24 protein-coding genes are annotated in these 23644 nt (G+C 70.3%); 13 read left to right on the top strand and 11 right to left on the bottom strand.

Features of this window, described 5'->3' with window-relative positions:
• Positions 1–180 precede the first annotated feature (180 nt).
• From OF819_RS20520 to OF819_RS20490, 7 genes are all read left to right on the top strand, one after another.
• Positions 181–1197 (top strand): PhoH family protein, encoded by a 1017-nt coding sequence (locus OF819_RS20520; protein ID WP_267245065.1) that lies wholly within the window; start codon positions 181–183, stop codon positions 1195–1197.
• 12 nt (positions 1198–1209) lie between these two features.
• Positions 1210–1707: an rRNA maturation RNase YbeY gene (gene ybeY / locus OF819_RS20515; protein WP_267245064.1), complete on the top strand. Its 498-nt coding sequence runs from the start codon at positions 1210–1212 to the stop codon at positions 1705–1707.
• Positions 1704–3059 carry a hemolysin family protein gene (locus tag OF819_RS20510; protein WP_267245063.1) on the top strand — a complete coding sequence of 452 codons (1356 nt, stop codon included), beginning with the start codon at positions 1704–1706 and terminating at the stop codon, positions 3057–3059. The genes ybeY and OF819_RS20510 overlap by 4 nt, the downstream gene beginning before the upstream one ends.
• A 299-nt stretch (positions 3060–3358) precedes the next feature.
• A complete protein-coding gene (locus OF819_RS20505) occupies positions 3359–3733 on the top strand; it encodes a cytidine deaminase (protein WP_267245062.1) in 375 nt (124 codons plus the stop codon).
• A gap of 236 nt (positions 3734–3969) precedes the next feature.
• Positions 3970–5349, top strand: a complete 1380-nt coding sequence (locus OF819_RS20500; protein ID WP_267245061.1) for a beta-xylosidase — start codon at positions 3970–3972, stop codon at positions 5347–5349.
• A 126-nt stretch (positions 5350–5475) separates the two neighbouring features.
• Positions 5476–6477, top strand: coding sequence for a WxL protein peptidoglycan domain-containing protein (locus tag OF819_RS20495; RefSeq protein ID WP_267245060.1), 1002 nt, complete (start codon positions 5476–5478; stop codon positions 6475–6477).
• Between the two features lie 11 nt (positions 6478–6488).
• The gene (locus OF819_RS20490; protein WP_267245059.1) at positions 6489–7487 is read left to right on the top strand and encodes a GTPase Era; all 999 of its coding nucleotides are present in this window, start codon (positions 6489–6491) and stop codon (positions 7485–7487) included.
• Between the two features lie 216 nt (positions 7488–7703).
• On the opposite strand, the gene OF819_RS20485 is transcribed toward OF819_RS20490, so the two are convergent.
• The 3 genes from OF819_RS20485 to OF819_RS20475 all read right to left on the bottom strand — a co-directional run bounded on the left by OF819_RS20485 (position 7704) and on the right by OF819_RS20475 (position 10878).
• On the bottom strand, positions 7704–7970 hold the full coding sequence (locus OF819_RS20485) for a protealysin inhibitor emfourin (RefSeq protein WP_267245058.1): 267 nt from the start codon (positions 7968–7970) through the stop codon (positions 7704–7706).
• 84 nt (positions 7971–8054) lie between these two features.
• Complete coding sequence (locus OF819_RS20480; RefSeq protein WP_267245057.1) at positions 8055–9671, bottom strand: FAD-binding oxidoreductase; 1617 nt, start codon at positions 9669–9671, stop codon at positions 8055–8057.
• Positions 9672–9771: 100 nt separating this feature from the next.
• The gene (locus OF819_RS20475) at positions 9772–10878 is read right to left on the bottom strand and encodes a M4 family metallopeptidase (protein WP_267245056.1); all 1107 of its coding nucleotides are present in this window, start codon (positions 10876–10878) and stop codon (positions 9772–9774) included.
• 296 nt (positions 10879–11174) lie between these two features.
• Here OF819_RS20475 and leuA point away from each other — a divergent pair, with 296 nt between their 5' ends.
• Together leuA and OF819_RS20465 are read left to right on the top strand one after the other, a co-directional pair.
• Positions 11175–12944 carry a 2-isopropylmalate synthase gene (gene leuA / locus OF819_RS20470; RefSeq protein WP_267245055.1) on the top strand — a complete coding sequence of 590 codons (1770 nt, stop codon included), beginning with the start codon at positions 11175–11177 and terminating at the stop codon, positions 12942–12944.
• A gap of 205 nt (positions 12945–13149) precedes the next feature.
• The gene (locus OF819_RS20465) at positions 13150–13842 is read left to right on the top strand and encodes a TerB family tellurite resistance protein (RefSeq protein WP_267245054.1); all 693 of its coding nucleotides are present in this window, start codon (positions 13150–13152) and stop codon (positions 13840–13842) included.
• A gap of 130 nt (positions 13843–13972) precedes the next feature.
• On the opposite strand, the gene OF819_RS20460 is transcribed toward OF819_RS20465, so the two are convergent.
• The 3 genes from OF819_RS20460 to OF819_RS20450 form a co-directional block, all read right to left on the bottom strand.
• Positions 13973–14248: a hypothetical protein gene (locus OF819_RS20460; RefSeq protein ID WP_267245053.1), complete on the bottom strand. Its 276-nt coding sequence runs from the start codon at positions 14246–14248 to the stop codon at positions 13973–13975.
• 64 nt (positions 14249–14312) lie between these two features.
• Positions 14313–14585: a DUF397 domain-containing protein gene (locus OF819_RS20455; RefSeq protein WP_267245052.1), complete on the bottom strand. Its 273-nt coding sequence runs from the start codon at positions 14583–14585 to the stop codon at positions 14313–14315.
• Positions 14567–15400 (bottom strand): helix-turn-helix domain-containing protein, encoded by an 834-nt coding sequence (locus tag OF819_RS20450; protein WP_267245051.1) that lies wholly within the window; start codon positions 15398–15400, stop codon positions 14567–14569. The genes OF819_RS20455 and OF819_RS20450 overlap by 19 nt, the downstream gene beginning before the upstream one ends.
• Positions 15401–15514: 114 nt before the next feature.
• On the opposite strand from OF819_RS20450, the gene OF819_RS20445 reads away from it, so the two are divergent.
• Positions 15515–15775: a hypothetical protein gene (locus tag OF819_RS20445; protein ID WP_267245050.1), complete on the top strand. Its 261-nt coding sequence runs from the start codon at positions 15515–15517 to the stop codon at positions 15773–15775.
• Positions 15776–15777: 2 nt separating this feature from the next.
• The gene (locus OF819_RS20440) at positions 15778–15990 is read left to right on the top strand and encodes a hypothetical protein (RefSeq protein ID WP_267245102.1); all 213 of its coding nucleotides are present in this window, start codon (positions 15778–15780) and stop codon (positions 15988–15990) included.
• Here OF819_RS20440 and OF819_RS20435 read toward each other — a convergent pair.
• The 3 genes from OF819_RS20435 to OF819_RS20425 form a co-directional block, all read right to left on the bottom strand.
• A complete protein-coding gene (locus OF819_RS20435; RefSeq protein ID WP_267245049.1) occupies positions 15938–17227 on the bottom strand; it encodes a hypothetical protein in 1290 nt (429 codons plus the stop codon). The genes OF819_RS20440 and OF819_RS20435 overlap by 53 nt on opposite strands.
• Positions 17228–17298: 71 nt before the next feature.
• Entirely contained in the window at positions 17299–18708 is a 1410-nt protein-coding gene (locus OF819_RS20430) for a SufS family cysteine desulfurase (RefSeq protein ID WP_267245048.1), read from the bottom strand.
• Positions 18695–20080 carry a family 2B encapsulin nanocompartment shell protein gene (locus tag OF819_RS20425; protein ID WP_267245047.1) on the bottom strand — a complete coding sequence of 462 codons (1386 nt, stop codon included), beginning with the start codon at positions 20078–20080 and terminating at the stop codon, positions 18695–18697. The genes OF819_RS20430 and OF819_RS20425 overlap by 14 nt, the downstream gene beginning before the upstream one ends.
• A 404-nt stretch (positions 20081–20484) precedes the next feature.
• Here OF819_RS20425 and recO point away from each other — a divergent pair, with 404 nt between their 5' ends.
• Both recO and OF819_RS20415 read left to right on the top strand, forming a co-directional pair.
• Positions 20485–21231, top strand: a complete 747-nt coding sequence (gene recO, locus OF819_RS20420) for a DNA repair protein RecO (RefSeq protein WP_267245046.1) — start codon at positions 20485–20487, stop codon at positions 21229–21231.
• A gap of 32 nt (positions 21232–21263) precedes the next feature.
• Positions 21264–22076 (top strand): isoprenyl transferase, encoded by an 813-nt coding sequence (locus tag OF819_RS20415; protein ID WP_267245045.1) that lies wholly within the window; start codon positions 21264–21266, stop codon positions 22074–22076.
• 79 nt (positions 22077–22155) lie between these two features.
• On the opposite strand, the gene OF819_RS20410 is transcribed toward OF819_RS20415, so the two are convergent.
• Together OF819_RS20410 and OF819_RS20405 are read right to left on the bottom strand one after the other, a co-directional pair.
• The gene (locus tag OF819_RS20410) at positions 22156–22587 is read right to left on the bottom strand and encodes a Fur family transcriptional regulator (protein WP_267245044.1); all 432 of its coding nucleotides are present in this window, start codon (positions 22585–22587) and stop codon (positions 22156–22158) included.
• Between the two features lie 145 nt (positions 22588–22732).
• Positions 22733–23641: a metal ABC transporter permease gene (locus OF819_RS20405; protein ID WP_267245043.1), complete on the bottom strand. Its 909-nt coding sequence runs from the start codon at positions 23639–23641 to the stop codon at positions 22733–22735.
• Positions 23642–23644: the final 3 nt, after the last annotated feature.

The raw sequence follows: 23644 nt of genomic DNA, 5'->3' as shown, positions 1-23644 counted from the left end.
GGACCGCAGATGGGCCCGGGCCGCACGTGGCCCCGGACCGCAGATGGGCCCTGGACCGCACATGGGCCCGGGAAAAGGTCTCGGCCTTGTCAGCGCGGCGTCGTAGGCTTGGAGTTCCAGAGGTTGTCGACAGGCGAGAACCCTGCAACAGGAGGTATGCGCAGGCCAGAGAGCCGGCCCATGACTCAGACACCCACAGATCAGGTACGAGCCCACTTCACCGTACCCGCCAAGCATCCGATGGTGACCGTGCTCGGCTCGGGCGACGCGCTGCTCCGCGTGATCGAGGACGCCTTCCCGCACGCCGACATCCATGTGCGGGGCAATGAGATCAGCGCGGTGGGCGACGCCACGGAAGTCGCACTGATCCAGCGCCTGTTCGACGAGATGATGCTCGTGCTCCGCACCGGGCAGCCGATGACGGAGGACGCCGTGGAACGGTCCATCGCCATGCTGAAGGACGAGACCGGGGGAGCGGCGGTGGAGACCCCGTCCGAGGTCCTCACCCAGAACATCCTCTCCAGTCGCGGCCGGACCATCCGCCCCAAGACGCTCAACCAGAAGCGCTATGTCGACGCCATCGACAAGCACACCGTCGTCTTCGGCATCGGCCCCGCGGGCACCGGAAAGACCTATCTCGCCATGGCCAAGGCGGTCCAGGCCCTGCAGTCCAAGCAGGTCAACCGGATCATCCTGACCAGGCCCGCCGTCGAGGCGGGCGAGCGGCTCGGCTTCCTGCCCGGCACGCTCTACGAGAAGATCGACCCGTATCTGCGTCCGCTGTACGACGCGCTGCACGACATGCTCGACCCCGACTCCATCCCCCGGCTGATGGCCGCGGGCACCATCGAGGTCGCTCCCCTGGCGTATATGCGCGGCAGGACGCTCAATGACGCGTTCATCATCCTGGACGAGGCGCAGAACACGAACCCCGAGCAGATGAAGATGTTCCTGACGAGGCTCGGCTTCGACTCGAAGATCGTCATCACGGGTGACATCACCCAGATCGACCTGCCCGGCGGCACCAAGTCTGGACTGCGCCAGGTCCAGGAGATCCTCGACGGCGTCGACGACGTCCACTTCTCCCGGCTCACCTCGCATGACGTCGTACGGCACAAGCTCGTGGGCCGTATCGTCGACGCGTACGAGAAGTACGACAGCCGCAATGGCACGCCGCACGGGACCCACGGGAAGTAGACGCACAGCACCATGTCGATCGACGTCAACAACGAGTCCGGCACCGAGGTCGACGAGCAGGCGATCCTCGAGATCGCCCGCTATGCGCTCGCCCGGATGCGCATCCACCCGCTCTCCGAGCTCTCGGTGATCGTTGTGGACGCCGAGGCCATGGAACAGCTGCACGTCCAGTGGATGGATCTGCCCGGTCCCACCGATGTCATGTCCTTCCCGATGGACGAGCTGCGCCCGCCGGCCAAGGACGACGAGGAGCCCCCTCAGGGGCTCCTCGGCGACATCGTGCTCTGCCCTGAGGTCGCCAAGCGGCAGGGTGAGCAGGCCCCCACCCAGCACTCCATGGACGAGGAGCTCCAGCTGCTCACCGTCCACGGAGTGCTGCATCTGCTCGGTTACGACCACGAGGAGCCCGACGAGCGGGCCGAGATGTTCGGCCTCCAGGCGGCGATCGTGGACGGCTGGCGGGCGGAGAAGGGCCTGACCGGCCCGTCCCCCGCGCCCACCGTGTCATGACCGGTCAACTGATCTTCGGCGCCGTCCTGCTGGTCGTCGTCGCCTGGCTGGCCGCCTGCGCGGAGGCGGGCATCGCCCGGGTCTCCAGCTTCCGCGCCGCCGAGGCCGTACGCTCCGGGCGGCGCGGCGCGGCCAGACTGGCCCAGGTCGCCGCCGACCCGACCCGCTATCTCAATGTCGCCCTGCTGGTGCGGGTCGCCTGCGAGATGGCGGCGGGCGTGCTGGTCACCTATGTCTGTCTGGAGGAGTTCGCCGAGACCTGGGCGGCGCTGCTGGTCGCCATCGCCGTGATGGTCCTGGTGTCGTACGTCGCCGTCGGCGTGTCACCGCGCACCATCGGCCGCCAGCACCCGCTGAACACGGCCACGGCGTCCGCGTACATCCTGCTGCCGCTCGCCCGGGTCATGGGCCCGGTCCCGCAGCTGCTGATCCTCATCGGCAACGCCCTCACGCCCGGAAAGGGCTTCCGCAAGGGCCCGTTCGCCAGCGAGGCCGAGCTGCGGGCGATGGTCGACCTCGCCGAGCAGGAGCAGCTCATCGAGGACGAGGAGCGCCGCATGGTGCACTCCGTCTTCGAGCTGGGCGACACCCTGGTGCGCGAGGTGATGGTGCCGCGCACCGACATCATCTCCATCGAGCGCTTCAAGACCGTGCGGCAGGCGCTGACGCTGGCGCTGCGCTCCGGCTTCTCCCGCATCCCCGTCACCGGGGAGAACGAGGACGACGTCGTCGGCATCGTCTATCTCAAGGATCTGGTGCGCAAGACGCATATCAACCGCGAGGCGGAGGCCGATCTGGTCGCCACGGCGATGCGGCCCGCCGTCTTCGTGCCCGACACCAAGAACGCCGGCGATCTGCTGCGCGAGATGCAGCAGAAGCGCAACCACGTGGCCGTCGTCATCGACGAGTACGGCGGCACGGCCGGCATCGTCACCATCGAGGACATCCTTGAGGAGATCGTCGGCGAGATCACTGACGAGTACGACCGGGAGCTGCCGCCGGTCGAGGAGCTGGGCGGCGGGCGCTTCCGCGTCACCGCCCGGCTCGACCTGGGCGACCTCGGCGAGCTGTACGGCCTTGACGCGTTCGACGACGAGGACGTGGAGACGGTCGGCGGGCTGCTCGCCAAGGCGCTGGGCCGGGTCCCCATCGCCGGAGCGTCCGCGGTGGTGGACCTGCCGGGCGGGCGGGCGCTGCGGCTGACCGCCGAGTCCCCGGCCGGCCGCCGCAACAAGATCGTCACGGTGCTCGCCGAACCCGTCGGCCAGGAGCCGCCGGCGGCCGCCCAGGACCAGTATGGAGGGGGGAGCGGGGGAGTGAACGCGCAGCGCCCCGGCCCCGACCGGCCCTGACGCCGCACGGTCTGACCGCCGGAGACGGGCACGGCGGAGAAACTCCAGTGGCTGACGAGCCCGGAGGGCCGCCGAGGCTCGCTTTATCCAGTGGCGGGCTGAGCGGCGAAGCCTGCGGCCGCGCTGACCGCGGCGCAGTTGAAGGCGGCCACGCTGGAGGTCAAGGACCTGCCGGACGGCTGGAAGGCGGACCCGACCGCCGCCGACGAGTCCCACCTGAGCCAGAGCGTTTGGGCGGCGAGGTTCCCGGCCACGGGGCCTCGCCGCTCGCGTACGCGTTGCCGATCTATGCTCGGTCCATGACGCAGAGCACCGACCAGAGCACCGGCCTCGACCCCGAGGACCGCAAGATCATCACCCTGGCCCGCAGCGCCCGCGCCCGCAACGCCGTGCCTGAGGGCGCGGCCGTACGGGACGAGACCGGCCGCACCTATGTCGCAGGGACGGTGGCGCTGGACTCGCTGAAGCTCTCCGCGCTGCGGACGGCGGTGGCGATGGCCGTCGCGAGCGGCGCGCGGTCGCTGGAGGCGGCGGCCGTCGTCTCCACCGCGCAGGCTCCCTCCGCCGAGGACCGCGCCGCCGTCCGCGACCTCGGCGGCCCGGACACCCCGGTCTTCCTGGCGGCCCCCGACGGCACGCTGACGTCCTCGACGCCCGCGGGCACGTCCGACTGAAACAGCGCCCGCCGCACCCTGGTGTGGCGGGCCCCCTTCGTAGCTTCGTAGCTGCGCGGTCCACAGCGTCCCCGCGGAACGCTCACGGGATCTTGACAGTGTCTGATGGGCCATCAGTCGGTGCATTTCGATTCCATTGACTTCTCACCGCCCCCGCCCGTCAATGGCCCTCTGCCGCCGCGGAAGAGCCGCCGCGTCCGCACCCATCAGGACCAGGCAGTCAGAAGGGGGCAGTCATGCCTTCAGCCACCCCCGGACCCCGCAGGGCCGCAGCGCCGCCCGGAGGCGTCAGGCGTTCCGTACGGCGGCGGTGGGGCGCCGCGCTGGGCGCGGCCGCACTGATCGTCGGCGCGGGCCCGCTCGCCGCAACGCCCGCCGCAGCCCTGGAGACCGCCTCCGCACCGGTGGACTTCGACACGCACTGCGTACCGCCGCCGATCGCCGGCATCCCGCCGATCGACGGCACCACGACCGCCGAGATCACCGTCGACAACGCCGCCCCCACGGTGGGCGACACCGTCACCGTGACGTACACCGTCACGAAACCCGCCGCCAGCAACCCCGTCGATCTGGCGCTGCCCGCCGACATCATGACGCCCACCGGCAAGGTCACCCTCGGCGGCGCGCAGACCGGCGACGTCACCGTCGCGGGCCCGAAGAAGAACCCGCCCGTCCCCGGCAAGGGGGAGTTCCCGCCGTTCTCGATGACCGGCACGTTCACGGTCACCGAACCCGGCTCGATCACCCTCTCGCCCGGCGACTACAACATCCACACCAGCTACATCATGGAGCTGGACACTCCCTGCACCGTGACCAACCCGCCCGCCCCCGTCTCCGAGACCATCGACGCGACCGACGAGCCCGGCGCCAACGAGCGCGCCATCCAGCTCGCCGCCGCCTCCGGCAAACCCGGCGACCAGGTCACCGTCACCGGCACAAAGTTCACCCCGCACGCGGACATCACCGTCGCCGGCCGGGCCGGGGACGCCGACACCGCCGACACCATGACCGTCACGGCCGGTGCGGACGGCAGCTTCAGCGCCTCGCTCAAGGTCAGCGACCCGGACACCACCGGCATCGTGGCGTACGAGGGCGACGCCTGGAACCCCGACACCGGCGCGGGCCCGGCCGCCTACACCGTCATCGAGGACACCCCGCTGCCGGAGAACAGCCAGCGGCTCACCGCCTCCGTCGCCGCGGGCGTCCTGACCATGTCCCAGGCGGGCGACACCGTCGAGCTGTCCGCCGTCGACTTCGGCGCGGGCGGCGCGTCCACCGGCGACCTCCAGACGGTGACCGTCAAGGACTTCCGCGGCGGCCCCGCGGGCTGGTCGCTGACCGGCAAGGTCACCGACTTCTCCGGACCCGGCGGCGCGAAGATCGACGCGGGCGCGCTGAGCTGGACCCCGGCCTGCGCCACCAAGCCGGGCAGCCCCAGCACCTGCGCCGCGGGCTCTTCGGGACCGGTCGGCTCGGCCGGCGCGACGCTGGCCACCACTCCCAACGGCGCACTGTCCGGCGGCGAGTTCACCGTTGACGCTGGTCTCTCGCTCGACGTGCCGGCGTTCACCGCACCCGGCGGCTACTCCGCGGTGCTGACCCTCACCCTCACCTGAACACCTGCACCTGAACACCTGCACCTGGCACCTGCACCTGGATTCCCGCGTGAACCGCATCGTCGGGCCGGCCGCCGGGCGCACCCTGCGCCCGGCGGCCGGCCCGCCACGGCCCCGGAGGGACGCATGCGCAAGGCGTACGTTCTCCTGCTCGCCGCCCTGCTCGCACTCCTTCCCCTCGGGCTCCCCGCCGCGGGCGTCCTCGCACACGCCGCCGACAACGGCAACTGGTCCGTCTATCCCGCCGCCTCCCAACTGGGCAGCAGACCGTACTTCTATCTCTCCGCCGACCCCGGCGCCGCCGTCTCCGACGAGGTGACCGTCGCCAACAAGACCGCCGCGCCCCTGACCTTCCGGCTGTACGCCGCCGACGCCTACAACACGGCACGCGACGGCGGCTTCGCCGTACGCACCCGGCAGGAGAAGCAGCGCGGCATCGGAGCCTGGGCCACGCCCGAACGCGACCGGATCACCGTCCCCGCCCATGGCTCCGTCACCGTGCCGTACACCATCGCCGTCCCCGACGACGCCGAGCCCGGCGACCACGCGGGCGCACTCGTCGCCCTCGACGAACGCATCGCCCCGGCCGGTGACGGCGGCCGTGACGGCGGCCCGGCCGTGGACGTCGGCGTCCAGCAGGCCGTCGGGGCCCGCGTCTATCTGCGGGTCGGCGGCCCCACCGTGCCCGCGCTGGCCGTCGAGGACGTCACCCTGACCCATGACAAGCCCCTGGTGCCCGGCGCCGGCGAGAGCAGCGTGCTCATCTCGTACACCCTGCACAACAGCGGCAACGTCACCCTCAACCCCACGGTGGCCCTGAAGGCCGAGGGACTCTTCGGCCGCGACCTGCTCGACCGCGAGCTGACGAAGATCCCCGCAGAACTCCTGCCCCGCCAGAAGATCCGGCTGACCGAGCGCTGGACGGACGCGCCCCAGCTCGAATGGGGCGAGGTCCGGCTTACGGCTGCCGCGCGCGACGTGCGCGAGTCGGCCACGGCGTCCTTCTTCGCCCTGCCCTGGCTCGTCGTGCTCCTCCTCACGGCGGCGCTCGCGGTGGCCGCCGTCGTATGGGCCAGAGCCCGGCGCGGCGCCCGGCCCGGCAGGCCGCGTGTACGCCCGGGGGTCTGACATCGGGGACAATGGGCGCCATGAGCGCTCGCACTGAAGAGAACAACAGTCCGCACCGGGCCGGCTTCGCCTGTTTCGTAGGCCGCCCCAACGCGGGCAAGTCCACCCTCACGAACGCTCTGGTCGGCCAGAAGGTCGCGATCACCTCCAACCGGCCGCAGACCACCCGGCACACCGTGCGCGGCATCGTGCACCGCCCCGACGCGCAGCTGATCCTGGTCGACACCCCCGGCCTGCACAAGCCGCGCACGCTGCTCGGCGAGCGGCTCAACGACGTCGTACGCACCACCTGGGCCGAGGTCGACGTCATCGGCTTCTGCCTGCCCGCCGACCAGAAGATCGGCCCCGGCGACCGCTTCATCGCCAAGGAGCTGGCCGGCATCAAGAAGACCCCCAAGGTCGCCGTCGTCACCAAGACCGACCTGGTCGACTCCAGGACCCTCGCCGAGCAGCTCATCGCGATCGACCGGCTCGGCAAGGAGCTGGGCATCGAGTGGGCCGAGATCGTCCCCGTCTCTGCAAAGGAAGGTGTGGAGCGTAGCTCCTCGGACAAGGGCGGTGGCGGGCGACGGGCGGGCACGCAGGTCCAGCTGGTCGCCGATCTGCTGATCCCGCTGCTGCCGGAGGGCCCGGCCCTCTACCCCGAGGGCGATCTCACCGACGAGCCCGAGCAGGTCATGGTCGCCGAACTGATCCGCGAGGCCGCGCTGGAAGGCGTACGGGACGAGCTGCCCCACTCCATCGCCGTGGTCGTCGAGGAAATGCTCCCCCGCGAGGACCGCCCCGCCGACAAGCCGCTCGTCGACATCCACGCCAACGTCTACATCGAGCGCCCCAGCCAGAAGGGCATCATCATCGGCCCCAAGGGCAAGCGCCTGAAGGAAGTCGGCATTAAGTCCCGCAAGCACATTGAGGCGCTGCTGGGGACGCCGGTGTTCCTGGACCTCCATGTCAAGGTCGCGAAGGACTGGCAGCGCGACCCGAAGCAGCTGCGCAAGCTGGGCTTCTGACCGGGGGCTTAAGCCCCCGGCCCCCCCGCGCCTCAATCTCCCCCAGACTCCGTCCGGGGGTGCCCCCACGGGGCTGGGATTTGGCGCAGCCAAATTCAGCCCGTCCGGCGCTTGAGGACACGGCCGAAGGCCGTACCGGGGTCTGGGGGCTTGCCCTCAGTTCCGGGAAGGGGCGGGGCAGGGGAGCAAGCCCGCGCAGCGGCCCCCCCGCGCCCCCTACGCCCCCTCCTTCAGCACCACCGACATCAGCCGCCTCTCCCCCTCCGACAACCGCGGATCCGTCGCGTACACCGTCTCCCCCTCCACCGTGATCTGGTAGCTGAACCCGTCCGGCACCCCGACCGGCGGAGTCCGGTGGCCCTCGGCCAGTACCTGCCTGGCGAGCTCCTGCAGCTCATCGGCGTCGGCGCGGCCCGCGGTGTCCAGCTCCGCGAACCGCTCGATCCCGCCGAATCCTCCGGTACGCCTCACCTGAATACGCATGGCACCCGTTCTAGTACGAATCGGGGCGCGGCGACACCGGAGCGCCGCCACGCACACCGGCCCGCTCACCCCGCCTCACCTCACTCACACTGGCTCCACGGACAGCGCATGCCGGAACACACCCCGCGGATCCCACCGCGCCTTGGCCCGCCGCAGCCGCCGGTAGCCGTCCTTGTAGTACAGCTCCGACCACGGCACCCCCGACGCGTTCCACCGCGGATCGGCCAGATCCACGTCCGGATAGCTGATGAACGCCCCGTCGTCGACCGGCCCCGGCGCCGGGACCCCGCCCGTGTCCGCGTACACATCCCGGTAGAACTCCCGGATCCACGCCAGATGCCGCGCCTCCTGCTCGGGCTTCTCCCAGGACGCCATATAGGTCAGCTTCAGCACCGAGTCGCGGTGTGCCGCCGCGGTGGCGGACGGCGCGACGTCGTTGACCCGGCCGCCGTAGGTGTTCAGGGACACCATCCCGCCCGGCACATCCACATCCGCGCGGGTCAGATGGCGATGGACCGCCTCGATCTGCCGGCCGGTCAGCCCCTTCCGCGCATACCCCGACTTGATCTTCTGGCTGAACGCGCTGCCGTCCTCGCCCGTCCCCTCCAGCGCCGCCGTCAGCCAGGGCAGCCGCCGGGTCCGCACCGCCGAGGGCCGTACGCCGCCGTCCGCGCCGATCGCCTCCAGATGGCCGCGCAGCAGCCGCTCCGCCGTACCCGGACCGGCCGCCACCTGCCCGGCCATCCGGTGTGCACCGAGCTGCCTGCGGAACAGGATGAACTCGCTGTACAGCGCCGCCTCCGCGGCGCCGGAGCCGCTGTGCCGCTCGGCCCAGCGGCCATGGCCCCGCACCATCCGGGCGAACGCCTCCCGGTCCATGCCCTCCCAGCTCCACTCGGCGGTGAAGCTCAGCACGGTGGCCGGGGGCGAGGGCAGATCCCGGAACCAGTAGCGGGTGACCACTCCGAAGTTGCCCCCGCCGCCTCCGGTGTGCGCCCACCACAGCTCCCGGTTCGGATCGTCCGCCTCGCGCGTCGCCACCACCGCGCGGGCCCGGCCGCGCCGGTCGACCACCACGACCTCGACCGCGTACAGATAGTCGACGGCGAGCCCGTACAGCCGGCACAGCGGCCCGTAGCCGCCGCCCGGCACATGCCCGCCGGCCCCCACCTCGGGGCACCAGCCCGCCGGCACGGTCACGCCCCAGCCGAGGTGCAGCCTGCGGTACACCTCGGCGAGCGTCGCCCCGGCCTCCACGGCGAAGGCGTCCCGGTGCGGGTCGTAGTACACCTGCGTCATCCCGGACATGTCGATGACCACGCGGATGTCCGGATGGTCCACGAAGTCCTCGAAGCAGTGGCCGCCGCTGCGCACGGCGAGCCGCCTGCCCGCCCTGACCGACTCGTTCACGGCCCGTACGACCTGCCGGGTCGAGCCGACGACATAGACGAGATCGGGGCTGCCCTTGAAGCGGGTGCCCTGGCCGCGGCTGACCAGGTGCTCATAGCGGGGGTCGTCGGGGCCGGCCCTGACCGGTCCCAGCGGGGGCGGCGGCCGGCGCCCGTGCGCGGCGGCCCCGGCCCCGGACCCGGCTGTGGCCGCGGCCGCGGCTCCTGATCCGGCCGCGGCTCCGGTGAGAGACAGCCCCGCCCCTGTGGCGGCGGCGGTGCGCAGAACGGTGCGTCGGGTGTGTTCGCTCATGCCCGTGACGCTACGGAGCGCGACATCGCGATGACATAGGGCTGAGCGGTGAACACAAGGGGCGCCCAGCCCCACCCCGGGGTGCGGCCGCCCCCACCCGTCAGGCGGTCTCCACCCCCACCTGCGCCCAGGCCTTCACCACCGCCTCGTGCTCAGCGCCCTCCCCGTACCGGGCGGCCGCGGCCGCCGCCGTCAGCCGGGCGAAGCTCGTGAAGTTCGCGTCCACGGCCAGCTCCCCGCCGGTCAGCACGTCGAACCAGATCTGCCCCGCCCGCTCCCACGCCTTGCCGCCCAGCCGCGTCGCGACCAGATAGAAGGCGTGGTTCGGGATGCCCGAGTTGATGTGCACCCCGCCGTTGTCCCGGCCGGTGCGGACGTAGTCGTCCATCGTCGCGGGCTGCGGGTCCTTGCCGAGCACATCGTCGTCGTACGCCGTGCCCGGGGCCTTCATCGAGCGCAGCGCGACACCCGTGACGCGCGGTGCGAGCAGCCCCGCGCCGATCAGCCAGTCGGCCTCGTCGGCGGTCTGGCCCAGGGTGTACTGCTTGACCAGCGAGCCGATCACATCGGAGACGGATTCGTTGAGCGCGCCCGGCTGGCCGTAGTAGCTGAGGTTCGCCGTGTGCTGGGTCAGGCCGTGCGCCAGCTCGTGCGCGATGACGTCGACCGGGATGGAGAAGTCGAGGAAGATCTCGCCGTCGCCGTCTCCGAAGACCATCTGCTCGCCGTCCCAGAAGGCGTTCCCGTACTGGTCGCCGAAGTGGACGCTGGCGTTGAGCGGCAGGCCCGCGCCGTCGAGGGAGCTGCGGCCGTACTCCTTCAGCAGCAGCTCGAAGGTGGCGCCGAGACCGGTGTAGACGCGGTTGACCGTGGCGTCCTTGACCGGCTCATCCCCCTCGGCGCGGACCACGACGCCCGGCAGGTCCGTGCCGTTCTGGCAGTCGTGGACGGTGCGCTGCGGGGACTCGGGCGCGCCCTCCGCGTCCGCGCCCGTGTCCCTGTCTGCGTCGTCTTCGCCGGCGGTCGTCCCCGGGGCCGCCACCGGGGCGGCGACGGTCGTCAGCTGCCGCCGGGTGCGCTGTACGGCGTCCGCTTCCAGGGTGCGGCGGGCGGGCGCGGACAGGGCCGGGTCCTGCGAGCGGGCCAGCCGGTCGAGGACATGCGGAGGCACGATGGTGCAGAACAGCGCTGCCTGGGTTTCAGTCATGCTCCGCAATGTGGCACTGGGTCACCGGTCTGTCACCGTTCGGCGCAGCGATTGATGAAATGGAGTGATTCATTACGTTCGCCCGTGACTCATGAGGCATCCCGCATACTGGAACGGGACCGCCGACTTGCGTGTCTCTCGGCTACGCTCGTTCATCATGCGTAGCGGGCTGCTTCTCCTTAGCCGCCGCGGCGAGGGCCTGTAGTCGTAGGCCGACCCCCTCCCCGCGGAGTCTGGTGTTGCGGTGATCACGACCCGTCGGCCGTCCCAGCGGACACTCCGAGGAGCCCCACGCAATGTCTGAAACCTCTGTCGGTCGCCCCACGCCCATCACCAACGCGACCCGCACCCAGCAGCCGTCCGGGATGCCGATTCACAAGTACCGGCCGTACGAGGCCGTGGACATCCCGGACCGCACCTGGCCCGACAAGCGGATCACGGTCGCGCCCCGCTGGCTCTCGACCGACCTGCGCGACGGCAACCAGGCGCTGATCGACCCGATGTCCCCGGCCCGCAAGCGCGAGATGTTCGAGCTGCTGGTGCGCATGGGCTACAAGGAGATCGAGGTCGGCTTCCCGTCGTCCGGCGAGACGGACTTCGCCTTCGTACGCTCCATCATCGAAGAGGGCGCGATCCCCGAGGACGTGACCATCTCCGTGCTGACCCAGGCCCGCGAGGACCTGATCGAACGGACGGTGGAGTCACTGCGCGGCGCGCACCGCGCCACCGTCCACCTGTACAACGCGACCGCGCCCGTCTTCCGCCGGGTCGTCTTCCGGGGCTCCAGGGACGACATCAAGCAGATCGCGGTGGACGGCACCCGCCTGGTGATGGAGTACGCGGACAAGATCCTCGGCGATGAGACGGTCTTCGGCTACCAGTACAGCCCGGAGATCTTCACCGACACCGAGCTGGACTTCGCGCTGGAGGTCTGCGAGGGCGTCATGGACGTCTGGCAGCCGGAGGCGGGCCGCGAGATCATCCTGAATCTGCCCGCGACAGTGGAGCGCTCCACGCCCTCCACGCACGCCGACCGCTTCGAGTGGATGTCCCGGAATCTGTCCCGACGTGAGCACATCTGTCTGTCGGTGCACCCGCACAACGACCGCGGAACCGCCGTGGCCGCCGCCGAACTGGCCATCATGGCGGGCGCGGACCGCATCGAGGGCTGTCTGTTCGGGCAGGGCGAGCGCACCGGCAACGTCGACCTGGTCACCCTGGGCATGAACCTCTTCTCGCAGGGCGTGGACCCGCAGATCGACTTCTCGCAGATCGACGAGATCCGCCGGACCTCCGAGTACTGCAACCAGATGGAGATCCACCCCCGCCACCCGTACGCGGGCGATCTGGTCTACACGGCCTTCTCCGGCTCCCACCAGGACGCCATCAAGAAGGGCTTCGACGCCATGGAGGCGGACGCGGCCGCGCGCGGCGTCACCGCAGACGAGCTGGAGTGGGCGGTTCCGTATCTGCCGATCGACCCCAAGGACGTCGGCCGCTCCTACGAGGCCGTCATCCGGGTCAACTCGCAGTCCGGCAAGGGCGGCGTCGCCTACGTTCTGAAGAACGACCACAAGCTGGACCTGCCGCGCCGGATGCAGATCGAGTTCTCGAAGATCATCCAGGCGAAGACGGACACCGAGGGCGGCGAGGTCACGCCGAAGGACATCTGGGCGGTCTTCCAGGACGAGTATCTGCCCCACCCCGACCCGCAGAGCGCCTGGGGCCGCGTCCAGCTGCGCTCCGGCCAGACCACCACCGACACCGACGGCGTCGACACCCTGACCGTCGAGGCGGTCGTCGACGGCGTCGACACCAGCCTGACCGGCACCGGCAACGGCCCCATCTCCGCGTTCGTCGACGCCCTCCAGACCATCGGCATCGACGCCCGCGTCCTGGACTACACCGAGCACACGATGAGCGAGGGCGCCTCCGCCCAGGCCGCCTCGTACATCGAGTGCGCCATCGACGGACAGGTCCTGTGGGGCATCGGCATCGACGCCAACACCACACGCGCCTCCCTCAAGGCAGTGGTCTCGGCCGTCAACCGAGCCGCCCGCCAGTAGCTCTTTCGGGTCTCATCGGGCCCCGCGCCCCCGGTTCCCCCGCAGCAAGGGGGCGACCGGGGGCGCACCGCTGCACAGGCAGCGCGAGGGAGGGGAATCGGCCATGTCCCCGGTGTACTGCGGCCGGGGTACTGACGCACCCTCACGGATGTGGCTAACATCACGTCAACGCGGCGGTGTTGCCGGATGGTTACGGAGGTGCGACGTGCAGCCAGTACGTGGACTATTCGGCCGAAAAGTGCTGGTATGCGGAGTCCACACCTCGTGGAACACCATCGGCGACGGAGAGTTCTTCTGCCCCGGCTGCGGCGGCGACCGCAACTACCGCAGACGCACCGGCCGCCGGCGCTTCACCCTCCTCGGCGTCCCGCTGCTGCCGCGCGGCTCGGCGGGCCCGGTCGTCGAGTGCGCGGCCTGCCGCTCCCGCTACGGCATGGACGTCCTGGACCACCCCACCACCACCCGCTTCTCCGCGATGCTCCGCGACGCCGTGCACACCGTCGCCCTGGCCGTCCTCGCCTCCGGCGGCACCGCCTCCCGCACCGTCCGCGAAACGGCGGTCACCACGGTCCGCGCGGCCGGCCTCGACGACTGCACCGAGGACCAGTTGACCTCCTTCATCGACGCCCTCGCCGCCGACACGGGCCGCTTCATCACCGACTCCGGCCCCTGCGGCGCGGCCCTGGCCATCGAACTCCACGAGGCCCTCGAACCCCTGGCCCCCCACCTGGCCCCCGCGGGCCGCGAATCCATCCTCCTCCAGGGTGCCCGCATCGCCCTCGCGGACGGCCCCTACATCCCCGCGGAACGCGACGTCCTGACGACGGTCGGCGCGGCCCTGCAACTCCCCCCAGAGGACACGACCCGCCTGCTGGACTCGGCCCGCGCGCCGTTCTAGGCGGGTCGCCATCGTGCTGACGTGACCGGCCCTGCACAGCGTCCGCTGCTGTTTCTCGACGTCGACGGACCACTCATGCCCTTCGGCGCGGCACCGGAGCGGCATCCGACGTACGCGACGGGCCCCGGCTTTAGCTGCGGCGAGCCTGCTCGGCGAGGGCGAGGATCTTGTCGGTGACGTCACGGTCGCCCGGTACTTCGCGTCCCTGGGCTTCGGAGGCCTGGATCTTACCGCCTCGCTCAGCCGCGGCGGCGAGCATCTCTGCGCGGACCTGCCAGCGGGCCGCGACATGGCTGAGCTCGTGAACAGGAGCGCTGTTGATCTCAGCGATGAACTGCCGCCGCAGTTCGGCATTGCCGAGCGCCTCGCTGATGCTGCTGACGGTCCACGGTTCGTGTGCGCTCATGGTGTCCGTCCTCTCCCTACCCGGAGTCGATGCCAGCCTAGCCGCGCGGGCAGACGTGGCGGGGTCAGCCCTTGAGGGTCTGGACGAAGGCGGCCCAGGCGGGGGCGGTGACGACGAGGACGGGGCTGGAGGGGAGCTTGGAGTCGCGGACGGGGACGACGCCGGGGACGTTGTCCAGGACTTCGACGCAGTTGCCGCCGTGCCCGTCGCTGTACGTGCTCTTGCGCCAGGCGGCCGCGCCCGGGAAGTCGTACCCCACTTCGACGCAGTTGCCGCCGTCCCCGTCGCTGTAGCTGCTCTTGCGCCACCGGGCGGTGCTCAGGTCGAACGCTCGCATCGTCTGAAGTCCTCCGCCGCCGACTCGATCAGGGCCAGGGACGCCTCCGGCGACAGCGCGGCGGCCCTGAGGAGATCGTAAGCGGCCTGAGTACGCTTCACCACTGCTGGATCGTCCAGCAGATTTCCCGAAAACACTGCTTCTGTATAGGCGGTTGGCGGGGCGTCCTCGAACTCCATCAGTCGAAGCCCGTTGCCCATCTCTGGGTACGCTCCGGCGGAGAATGGCAGGACCTGGATCAGCGCCTTGCGCTCGCGGGCCATCGCAACCAGGTGGTCGAGCTGCCGTGCCATGGCGGCCGGGCCGTCCACCGGGATGCGCAGGGCCGTCTCGTGCAGGATCGCCCAGTACATGGGGCGGGTGGCATCGCTGAGAATCCTTGCGCGGTCCGTCCGTGCGTCCACTGTCTCGTCGAGAAACTCCTCGGTCGCGAGCGGGTTGCTCGCCAGTGTGACCGCCCTCGCGTACTCCTTCGTCTGGAGGAGGCCCGGAACGACCGTGGGCTCGAACTCGCAGATCTTCGTCGCCAGCGCTTCGAGCTCCGCGACCGCGGCGAAATAGGTCGCATACGGCGACTTGTCGATCAGCTTTCGCCACATCCTCTCGAAAATGCCATCGGTTTGCAGCACCTCATCGATGCGCTGCGCCACATCCAACTGCGGCTTCCTGATGGCCTGTTCGAACTGGCCGATGTATCCGCCGGATACGAACACCCGCGTCCCCAAATCCGATTGCGTGAGCCCCGCCGCCTCCCTCCGCCGCTTGAGTTCCGCGCCGAAGAATTCCCACGCCGCCTGCCGCAGACCCTTGGCCATGGATCAATCCCCTTGTGACACACGTCCGTTGTAGTGCGCATACCCCTGTTGAGCGTAGCTGCGGAGCGTCACCCTTGTGTTGCGAAACGTGAAACCGGATCGAAGAGGGAAGCCATGGCCGCGAACATGCCTAACCCACCGAACCCGCGCTCCCGGCACTCGGTGAATTGCATCGAAGAGGCGGAGGAAACCGTGAACAGACTGCGTGAAGTCTTGCAGCAGTCGGGCATTACGCTGCCGTCGCTGCGCGTCGAGCTCGCTTCGTACACCCGGGACACCCCCTGCCCGCTCATTGAATTGGGGCGGTGCAACGTCGACACGGCACGTGCGATCACCGCGGTCGTGCTCTCAGGGGAAGGGGGAGCGGCGCAGTGACGATGCCGTCCGAAGGCGCATACGTCGTGGACGTCCGCACCGGAACGGTGGGCAGGTACGTCGGTCAGGCCGGACAGGCTCTGCGGCTGCGGCCGGTGGGCGGCGGCCGGGAGTGGGTGTGCACGCCGGAGAAGGTCCGGCCGGCCACCGCCGCCGAGCGGATCAGCGCGAAGACGGCGTACGAGAACGCCCGGAGCCGCGGGGAGGTTCCTTGACCTCCGGGGCCTCCTCGAAGGCAGACGCGGACGGGAACTTCACGTCCGTGCAGCCGCGGCGGGCGGTGACGTCGTCGACGTACGCGCGAAACACCGCCGAGAGGTCCGCCCGCACGGTGCGGTCGTAGGGGTAGGCAACGGTCAGCGTATGGAGAGCGGGTTGGCCCTGACAGGTGGAAGAGGCCCACCAGACATTCGCACCGCCGACCTCCCCTGCGGTACCGGGTTTGAGCGGTGTCTGGTCAGTGACGCCTTCAGCGGTGACCGCTGTCGCTTCGTCGCCGAAGAAGGACTCCGCCTGCATCCACCACGGCAGATGCCGGAGAAAGGGCTCTAGCTCGAAGTCCCGGTGCAGCCACGGGCTCAGCTCGGGCCATATGCGGCGCAGTTCATCCGTGCTCAGGGCGAGCAGACAGGACTCCGTCCAGGCCCGTGCGCTGGTCGGAGCCGCCAGGAAGCGGTCGGGCAGCCTCCCGCGGTCGGCACCGCGCAGGAAACGTGCGTACCAGGCGCAGGTGCCGTCCGCGGCGGTCGCGGCGCCGAGGCGCCGGTTCGGCGGATCGAGGTTTTTCGGGGGCCGGGTGAGCTGTGCGGAGCAGTCCAGCTGGGCCGCTGCCTTCTGCACGGCTTCCCTTGCCAGGGCTGCCAGGGTCTTGCGCTCCTCGGCCGTCACTTTCTCCGAGTCGTAGGACGCCAGTGCGGTGGCCGACACCGAGGTGAGTTTGCCGTCGCCCGGTGTGTCGCACACGGCCTTCATGGTGACACTGTCCTGTGTGTAGCTGCCGAGGCGGCCGTCACCGAGGGGGTGGTCCATCGGGACGTCGGCGTCGCCTACCGGGTTGTCCGTGCCTTCGCGTATCTCGTTCTCGAAGGGGGCCGTGACGCTGTTCCCAACAAGGTGGGCGTATCGCTCGTTCGGCTTGGGGCGTATGGACAGCTGGAACAGGCCGAAGAGTTTGTCTTTCCCCGTCACGCGATAGACGACGCAGTCGTCTGGCCCGGTGACGGGCGCGGTGATGCGATCGTCCGCATCGTCGGGGGCTTGTGCGCGCAGCGTTCCGCCGTGCAGGCTCAGCACCTTGTCCGGGTCCACCAGGCCCCCGCACGCCTTCGCTATCTCTTCCTGGCTGCGGGCGCGGGTCCGCAACTCGTCGAGGCCGGTCCACAGGCTCCAGCCGCCGAAAGCCAGGCCGAGCAGCGCCACCCCGACGATCAGCCGGTTCCACCTCTGATCCATGGCGGATAAAAGTATCAACCGACTAATGGTGCCTGTGGGATGGCGCTGCCCGGTTCACGGTTGCGGCGTCGCTATTCGGCCTTGCCGACGCCGCTGTGCTGCAAGTCGTGCAGCGAGGCCGTCAACTGGTCCACCTCCTCCGCCGTGTTGTAGAGCGCGAGCGAGGCGCGGGCCGCGTCTGTCAGGCCGTAGTGGGCGAGGGCCGGCTGGGCGCAGTGGTGGCCCGCGCGGATGGCGATGCCGTCCTTGTCGAGCCAGTCGGCGATCGTCGCCGCGTCGAATCCCGTCAGCGTGAAGGTCAGCACGCCGATCCGGTCCGCCGCGGGGCCCAGCAGCTCAAGGCCCGGGACGGTGGCGAGGGACTGGACGGCGTACGCCATGAGCTGGTCCTCGTACGCGGCGACCGCCTCGCGGCCGAAGCCGGTGAGCCAGTCGAGGGCCGCGGCGAGGCCGACGACGCCGGAGATATGGCCGGTGCCCGCCTCGAAGCGGTGCGGGTCGGGGGCGTAGGTCGTCTCGTCGAAGGAGACCGAGTCGATCATGTTGCCGCCGCCCTGCCAGGGTGGCATCGAGGCCAGCACCTCGGGTTTGGCGTACAGCGCGCCGATGCCCGTGGGGCCGAAGATCTTGTGGCCGGAGAACGCGTAGAAGTCGGCGTCCAGGTCGGTCACGTCCACGGGCGTATGGGCCACCGCCTGGGCGCCGTCGATGAGCACCCTGGCGTCGTAGCGGTGGGCCAGCGCCGTCATCTCGCGTACGGGCGGGACCGTGCCGAGGGTGTTCGACGCATGGCTGATCGCCACCAGCTGGGTGCGGTAGGACAGCAGATCGGCGTAGGCGTCCTGGTCGATCGTGCCGTCGGGCAGCAGCGGGACCGGGACCACGCGGGCGCGCCGTTCGGCCGCGATGCGCTGCCAGGGGACGATGTCCGAGTGGTGTTCCAGCTCCGGGACCAGGATCTCGTCGCCGGGGCCGAGGTTGGCGCGGCCCCAGCTCTGCGCCACCAGATTGACCGCCTCCGTGGTGCCGCGCGTGAAGACGACGCTGTCCGGCGACTGTGCCCCGAGGAAGGAGGCGATGGCGGCCCGGCCGCCTTCGTACGCCTCCGTGGCCTCGCGGGCCAGGGTGTGCGCGCCGCGGTGGATGTTGGAGTTGGCCGTCGCGTAGTAGACGGCCAGGGCCTCGATCACCTGGCGCGGCTTCTGGGTCGTGGCGGCGTTGTCCAGCCAGACCAGCGGGCGGCCGTTGACCGTCCGGTGGAGGATCGGGACGTCCTCGCGGGCCTTCTCCGGGGAGAACCCTGTTGCGTTGGACGCGGATGGCGAGGACGGCGCGGATGGCGAGGGGCGTGGTGCGGTCGCCTCAGGGGGAGCGGCGGCGGTCGCTTCCGTGACGGCCGACGGGAGGGCCGTGGGCGGGACGGCCGTGGGCGGAATCGCCGTGGGCGGGACCAGACCGCCCAGGAGGTCACTCGTAGTCATAGTAACGAGACACCTCGACGTTCTTGAGCACCGCGACCGCGTCTTCCACCAGCACCGCCGCGTTGAAGTACGCCGTCATCAGATACGAGGTGATGCCCTTGGTGTCGGTGCCCATGTTCTTCATCGCCAGGCCCGGCTCCACCTCGTCCGCGACCTTGGCCGGGCGCAGCCCCACCACGCCCTGCTGCTCCTCGCCGACGCGCATTAGCAGAATCTCGGTGGTGCCGTTCAGCCCGTTCATGCGCACCTTGTCCGAGGGCAGCAGCGGCACTCCGCGCCAGGTCAGCAGCGGGCTGCCGAAACGGGTGTCGATCACCGGCGGCACGCCCCGGCGGGTGCACTCGCGGCCGAAGGCGGCGATCGCCCGCGGATGGGCGATGAAGTAGGCGGGCTGCTTCCAGACCTTCGCCAGCAGCTCGTCGAGGTCGTCAGGGGTGGGGCGGCCGCGCCGGGTCTGCACGCGCTGGCCCGGGGCGACATTGTGGAACAGCCCGTACTCCGGGTGGTTGAGGATCATGGCCTCCTGGCGTTCGCGCAGCGCGTGGATCGTCAGATCGGCCTGGACGCGGGTCTGGTCCATCGGCTGGTTGTAGAGGTCGGCGACCCTGCTGTGCACGCGCAGCACGGTCTGCGCCAGGCTGAGGTGGTACTCGCGCGGGGCGTCCTCGTACTCCACATAGGTCCCGGGGAGGTCGGGCTCGCCGACATGGCCGGAGGCCAGGTCGACCGGGACCTCCGCACCGGCCGGGGCGTCGTCCCCGGCGGCGAAGGCGGTGACGGCGGCCCGTAATGTGCCGGTCTCGTCCCGGTCGGCGACCCGGTCGAGCTCCGCGCGGTCCAGACACAGGGCCGTACCGGCGGTCACCGCCCTGACCTGGACGGGCATGGCGGACTGGCGGGTCCATGCCGCCAGGTCGAAGAACTGGCCGTCGCTGATCACATCGAGCACCGAGTCATCGCCGTACGGGCCGGTGACATGCTTCTCCGCGCGGCCCTTGACCAGCACCCAGAGGCGCTCGGCCGGCGCGCCCTCGGCGGCCAGCTCCTCTCCGGGCCGGAAGGAGACCTCGGTGAAGGCGGCGGCCAGTTCGGCGAGCAGCGCCGGGTCGGCGTCCCGCAGATACGGCACCTCCCGCAGATCCTCGGGGATCACGCGGACGACGCCCTCCTCGTCCGTGTAGGTGCTGATCCGGTCGTCGCCCAGGACGAAGGAGCGGCGGCGGTTGACCCGGTAGACACCGGCGTCCATGTCCACCCAGGGCAGGGCGCGCAGCAGATAGCGCGGGGTGATGCCGCGCATCTGCGGGCGGGTCTTGCTGGTGGTCGCGAGATGGCGTGCGACTTCGGGGCTGAGGCTGAGCCGATCGGTCATGGCGGTCTCGGTCTCCTTACCGGATCAACCGGATTTACCGGAACTGGGAACGGCGGCGGCGCATGGACGGCGCGCACACGGCGTATGCATGTGCAGGGACGCGAACATGTGCGCATGACGGACAGTCCCGTCGGGTGCGTCCGCTATCCGCACGGGAGTTGGACGGCTCCGATCCTGCTGCCCATGTCATATGACCTCAAGAGGGCGGTAAGCCCGAAGAGTCCTGAAACATTCGAATCGCTGCGCGAGCAGGTCACCCGGACTGCTGGACGGCTCTCTGGATCTCCCGCTCATCTGACTCATTTCCGCGATGTTGTCGCCGCCCGCGGCAGCTGCTACGGCACACGGTGCGGGGGAGGCGGGACCGGGTCCGCCGCCCCCATGCCGTACGGGACAATGGACCCATGACCCTGTTCCGTGATGACGGCATCGTCCTGCGCACCCAGAAACTGGGTGAGGCGGACCGCATCATCACGCTCCTCACCCGCGGACACGGGCGGGTGCGGGCCGTCGCCCGCGGAGTGCGGCGCACCAAGTCGAAGTTCGGGGCGCGGCTGGAACCCTTCTCCCATGTCGACGTCCAGTTCTTCGCCCGCGGCAGCGACCTCGTCGGCCGCGGACTCCCGCTGTGCACCCAGAGCGAGACCATCGCTCCGTACGGTGGCGGCATCGTCGCCGACTACGCCCGCTACACCGCCGGCACCGCCATGCTGGAGACCGCCGAACGCTTCACCGACCACGAAGGCGAACCGGCCGTACAGCAGTACCTCCTCCTCATCGGCGCACTGCGCACCCTCGCCCGCGGCGAGCACGCCCCGAACCTCGTCCTCGACGCCTTCCTGCTGCGCTCCCTCGCCGTCAACGGCTACGCCCCCAGCTTCGAGGACTGCGCCCGCTGCGGCCTCCCCGGGCCGAACCGGTTCTTCTCCGTCGCCGCGGGCGGCGTCATATGCGGCGACTGCCGGGCGCCGGGCAGCGTCGTACCCTCTGCGGAGGCCGTCGGGCTGCTCAGCGCGCTGCTGACCGGCGACTGGGCCACGGCGGACGCCTGTGAGCCGCGGTACGTCAGAGAGGGCAGCGGACTGGTCTCCGCCTATCTGCACTGGCACTTGGAGCGCGGACTGCGCTCGCTGCGATACGTCGAGAAGTAGCGATCAACACACCAATGGGAGATGTGAGCCGCATGGCACGACGCGGAATCCTGGGCCGGCCCCGCCGCGAGTACAAGGTCCCCGAGCCGCACCCCTCCGGCGCGCGCCCGCCCAAGATCCCCGGCGAGCTGATCCCCAACCATGTCGCGGTCGTCATGGACGGCAACGGCCGCTGGGCCAAGGAGCGCGGACTGCCCCGCACCGAGGGCCACAAGGTCGGCGAGGGCGTTGTCCTCGACGTCCTCAAGGGCTGCATCGACATCGGGGTGAAGAACCTCTCCCTCTACGCCTTCTCCACCGAGAACTGGAAGCGCTCGCCCGACGAGGTCCGCTTCCTGATGAACTTCAACCGCGACGTCATCCGCCGCCGCCGCGATGAAATGGACGAACTGGGCATCCGCATCCGCTGGGTCGGCCGGATGCCCCGCATGTGGAAGTCCGTCGTCCAGGAACTTCAGGTCGCCCAGGAGCAGACCAAGAACAACGATGCGATGACCCTGTACTTCTGCGTCAACTACGGCGGCCGCGCGGAGATCGCCGACGCCGCCGCGGCCATCGCCGCCGACGTCCGGGCCGGAAAGCTCGACCCCGCCAAGGTCAGTGAGAAGACCGTGCAGAAATATCTGTACTACCCGGACATGCCGGATGTCGATCTCTTCCTGCGGCCCAGCGGCGAAATGCGCACCTCCAACTACCTGATCTGGCAGAGCAGCTACGCCGAAATGGTCTTCCAGGATGTGCTGTGGCCCGACTTCGATCGCCGCGACCTGTGGCGCGCCTGCCTGGAGTACGCCCAGCGCGACCGCCGCTTCGGCGGCGCGATCCCCAACGAGACCGCCGAGTGACCGGATGACGCACCAGGGGCGGGGTGCCCGGCACCCCGCCCCTGTCGTCCCGCGAACCTTTACGCAGATGGCCCCGAGGTCACTCCTTCTTCGCGGCGCACTCCGCGCACGTGCCGAAGATCTCGACCGTGTGCGCCACATTCACATAGCCGTGCTGCGCCGCTATCGACTCCGCCCACCGCTCCACCGCCGGGCCCTCGACCTCCACGGCCTTGCCGCACAGCCGGCACACCAGATGGTGGTGATGGTCGTCCGTCGAGCAACGGCGGTACACCGACTCGCCGTCGCTGGTACGCAGCACATCGACCTCGCCCGCCTCGGCGAGCGACTGCAGCGTGCGATAGACCGTCGTCAGCCCGACCGAGTCGCCCCGGTGCTTGAGCATGTCATGGAGCTCCTGCGCACTGCGGAACTCGTCGACCTCGTCGAGCGCCGCCGCCACCGCGGCGCGCTGCCGGGTCGACCGGCCGCGCACAGGGGCCGCCTTTCCGCTGCTTGGCGCCGTCGCCACAGGTGCCTCCTCGCCTCGCCGCTCTTCACTCACGTCCGGCCAATTGTGCCAGGTTGCATCAGACGCCCGGTCGGCCTGTCGACTCCTGGCCAGACCCTGCGCAGTCCTTGACGTGAACGAGCAGGGCCGGCTGACCGGGGCCGGCTCAGACCCTGACGTCGTCTGCCGAGGTCCCCGCGGCCGCGGAAGCCCCCGCGGCCGTGTGCCCCGCCGCCTCCGCGGCGGCGGCCTCGGCCGCCCGGGCGCGCCGCCGCGCCAGCGGGGTCGCCAGCGCGGCGAGCACGGCGAAGAGCGCGATCGTCAACAGAACAATGGTCGCTCCCGGCGGCACGTCTTGGTAGTACGAGGTCGCCGTGCCCGCCACCGAGACGGTCACCCCGATCGCCACCGCGCCCGCGAACGTCGCCCGGAACGACCGCGACAGCTGCTGCGCGGCCGCCACCGGGACCACCATCAGCGCGCTGACCAGCAGCAGCCCGACCACCCGCATGGCGACGGTGACGGTCACCGCGGCGGTCACCGCGATCAGCAGATTCAGCGCCCGCACCGGCAGACCGGTCACCCGCGCGAACTCCTCGTCCTGGCTGACCGCGAACAGCTGCCTCCGCAGCCCGATCGACACCAGGATCACAAAGGCGGCCAGCAGCGAGATCGCCGTCAGGTCGGCGTCGGAGACCGTGGACAGCGAGCCGAAGAGATAGCTGGACAGATTGGCGGCCGAGCCCTCGTCCGACAACTCGATCAGCATCACGCCGCCCGCCATGCCTCCGTAGAAGAGCAGCGCCAGCGCGATGTCGCCGCGGGTGCGGCCGTAGGTGCGGATCAGCTCCATGGTGATCGCGCCGGCGACCGCCACAAGCGTGGCCATCCAGATCGGATTGGTCGACAGCAGAAAGCCCAGGCCCACACCGGTCATGGCGACATGGCCGATGCCGTCGCCCATCAGCGCCTGGCGGCGCTGGACGAGATAGACGCCGACGGCGGGCGCGGTGATGCCGACCAGGATCGCGGCGATGAACGCCCGCTGCATAAAGGCGGTGTCGAGGATGTCCATGGT

This window comes from Streptomyces sp. PR69, from assembly GCF_026420845.1.
Taxonomy (GTDB): domain Bacteria; phylum Actinomycetota; class Actinomycetes; order Streptomycetales; family Streptomycetaceae; genus Streptomyces.
This window is presented reverse-complemented; position numbering and strand designations above follow the sequence as displayed.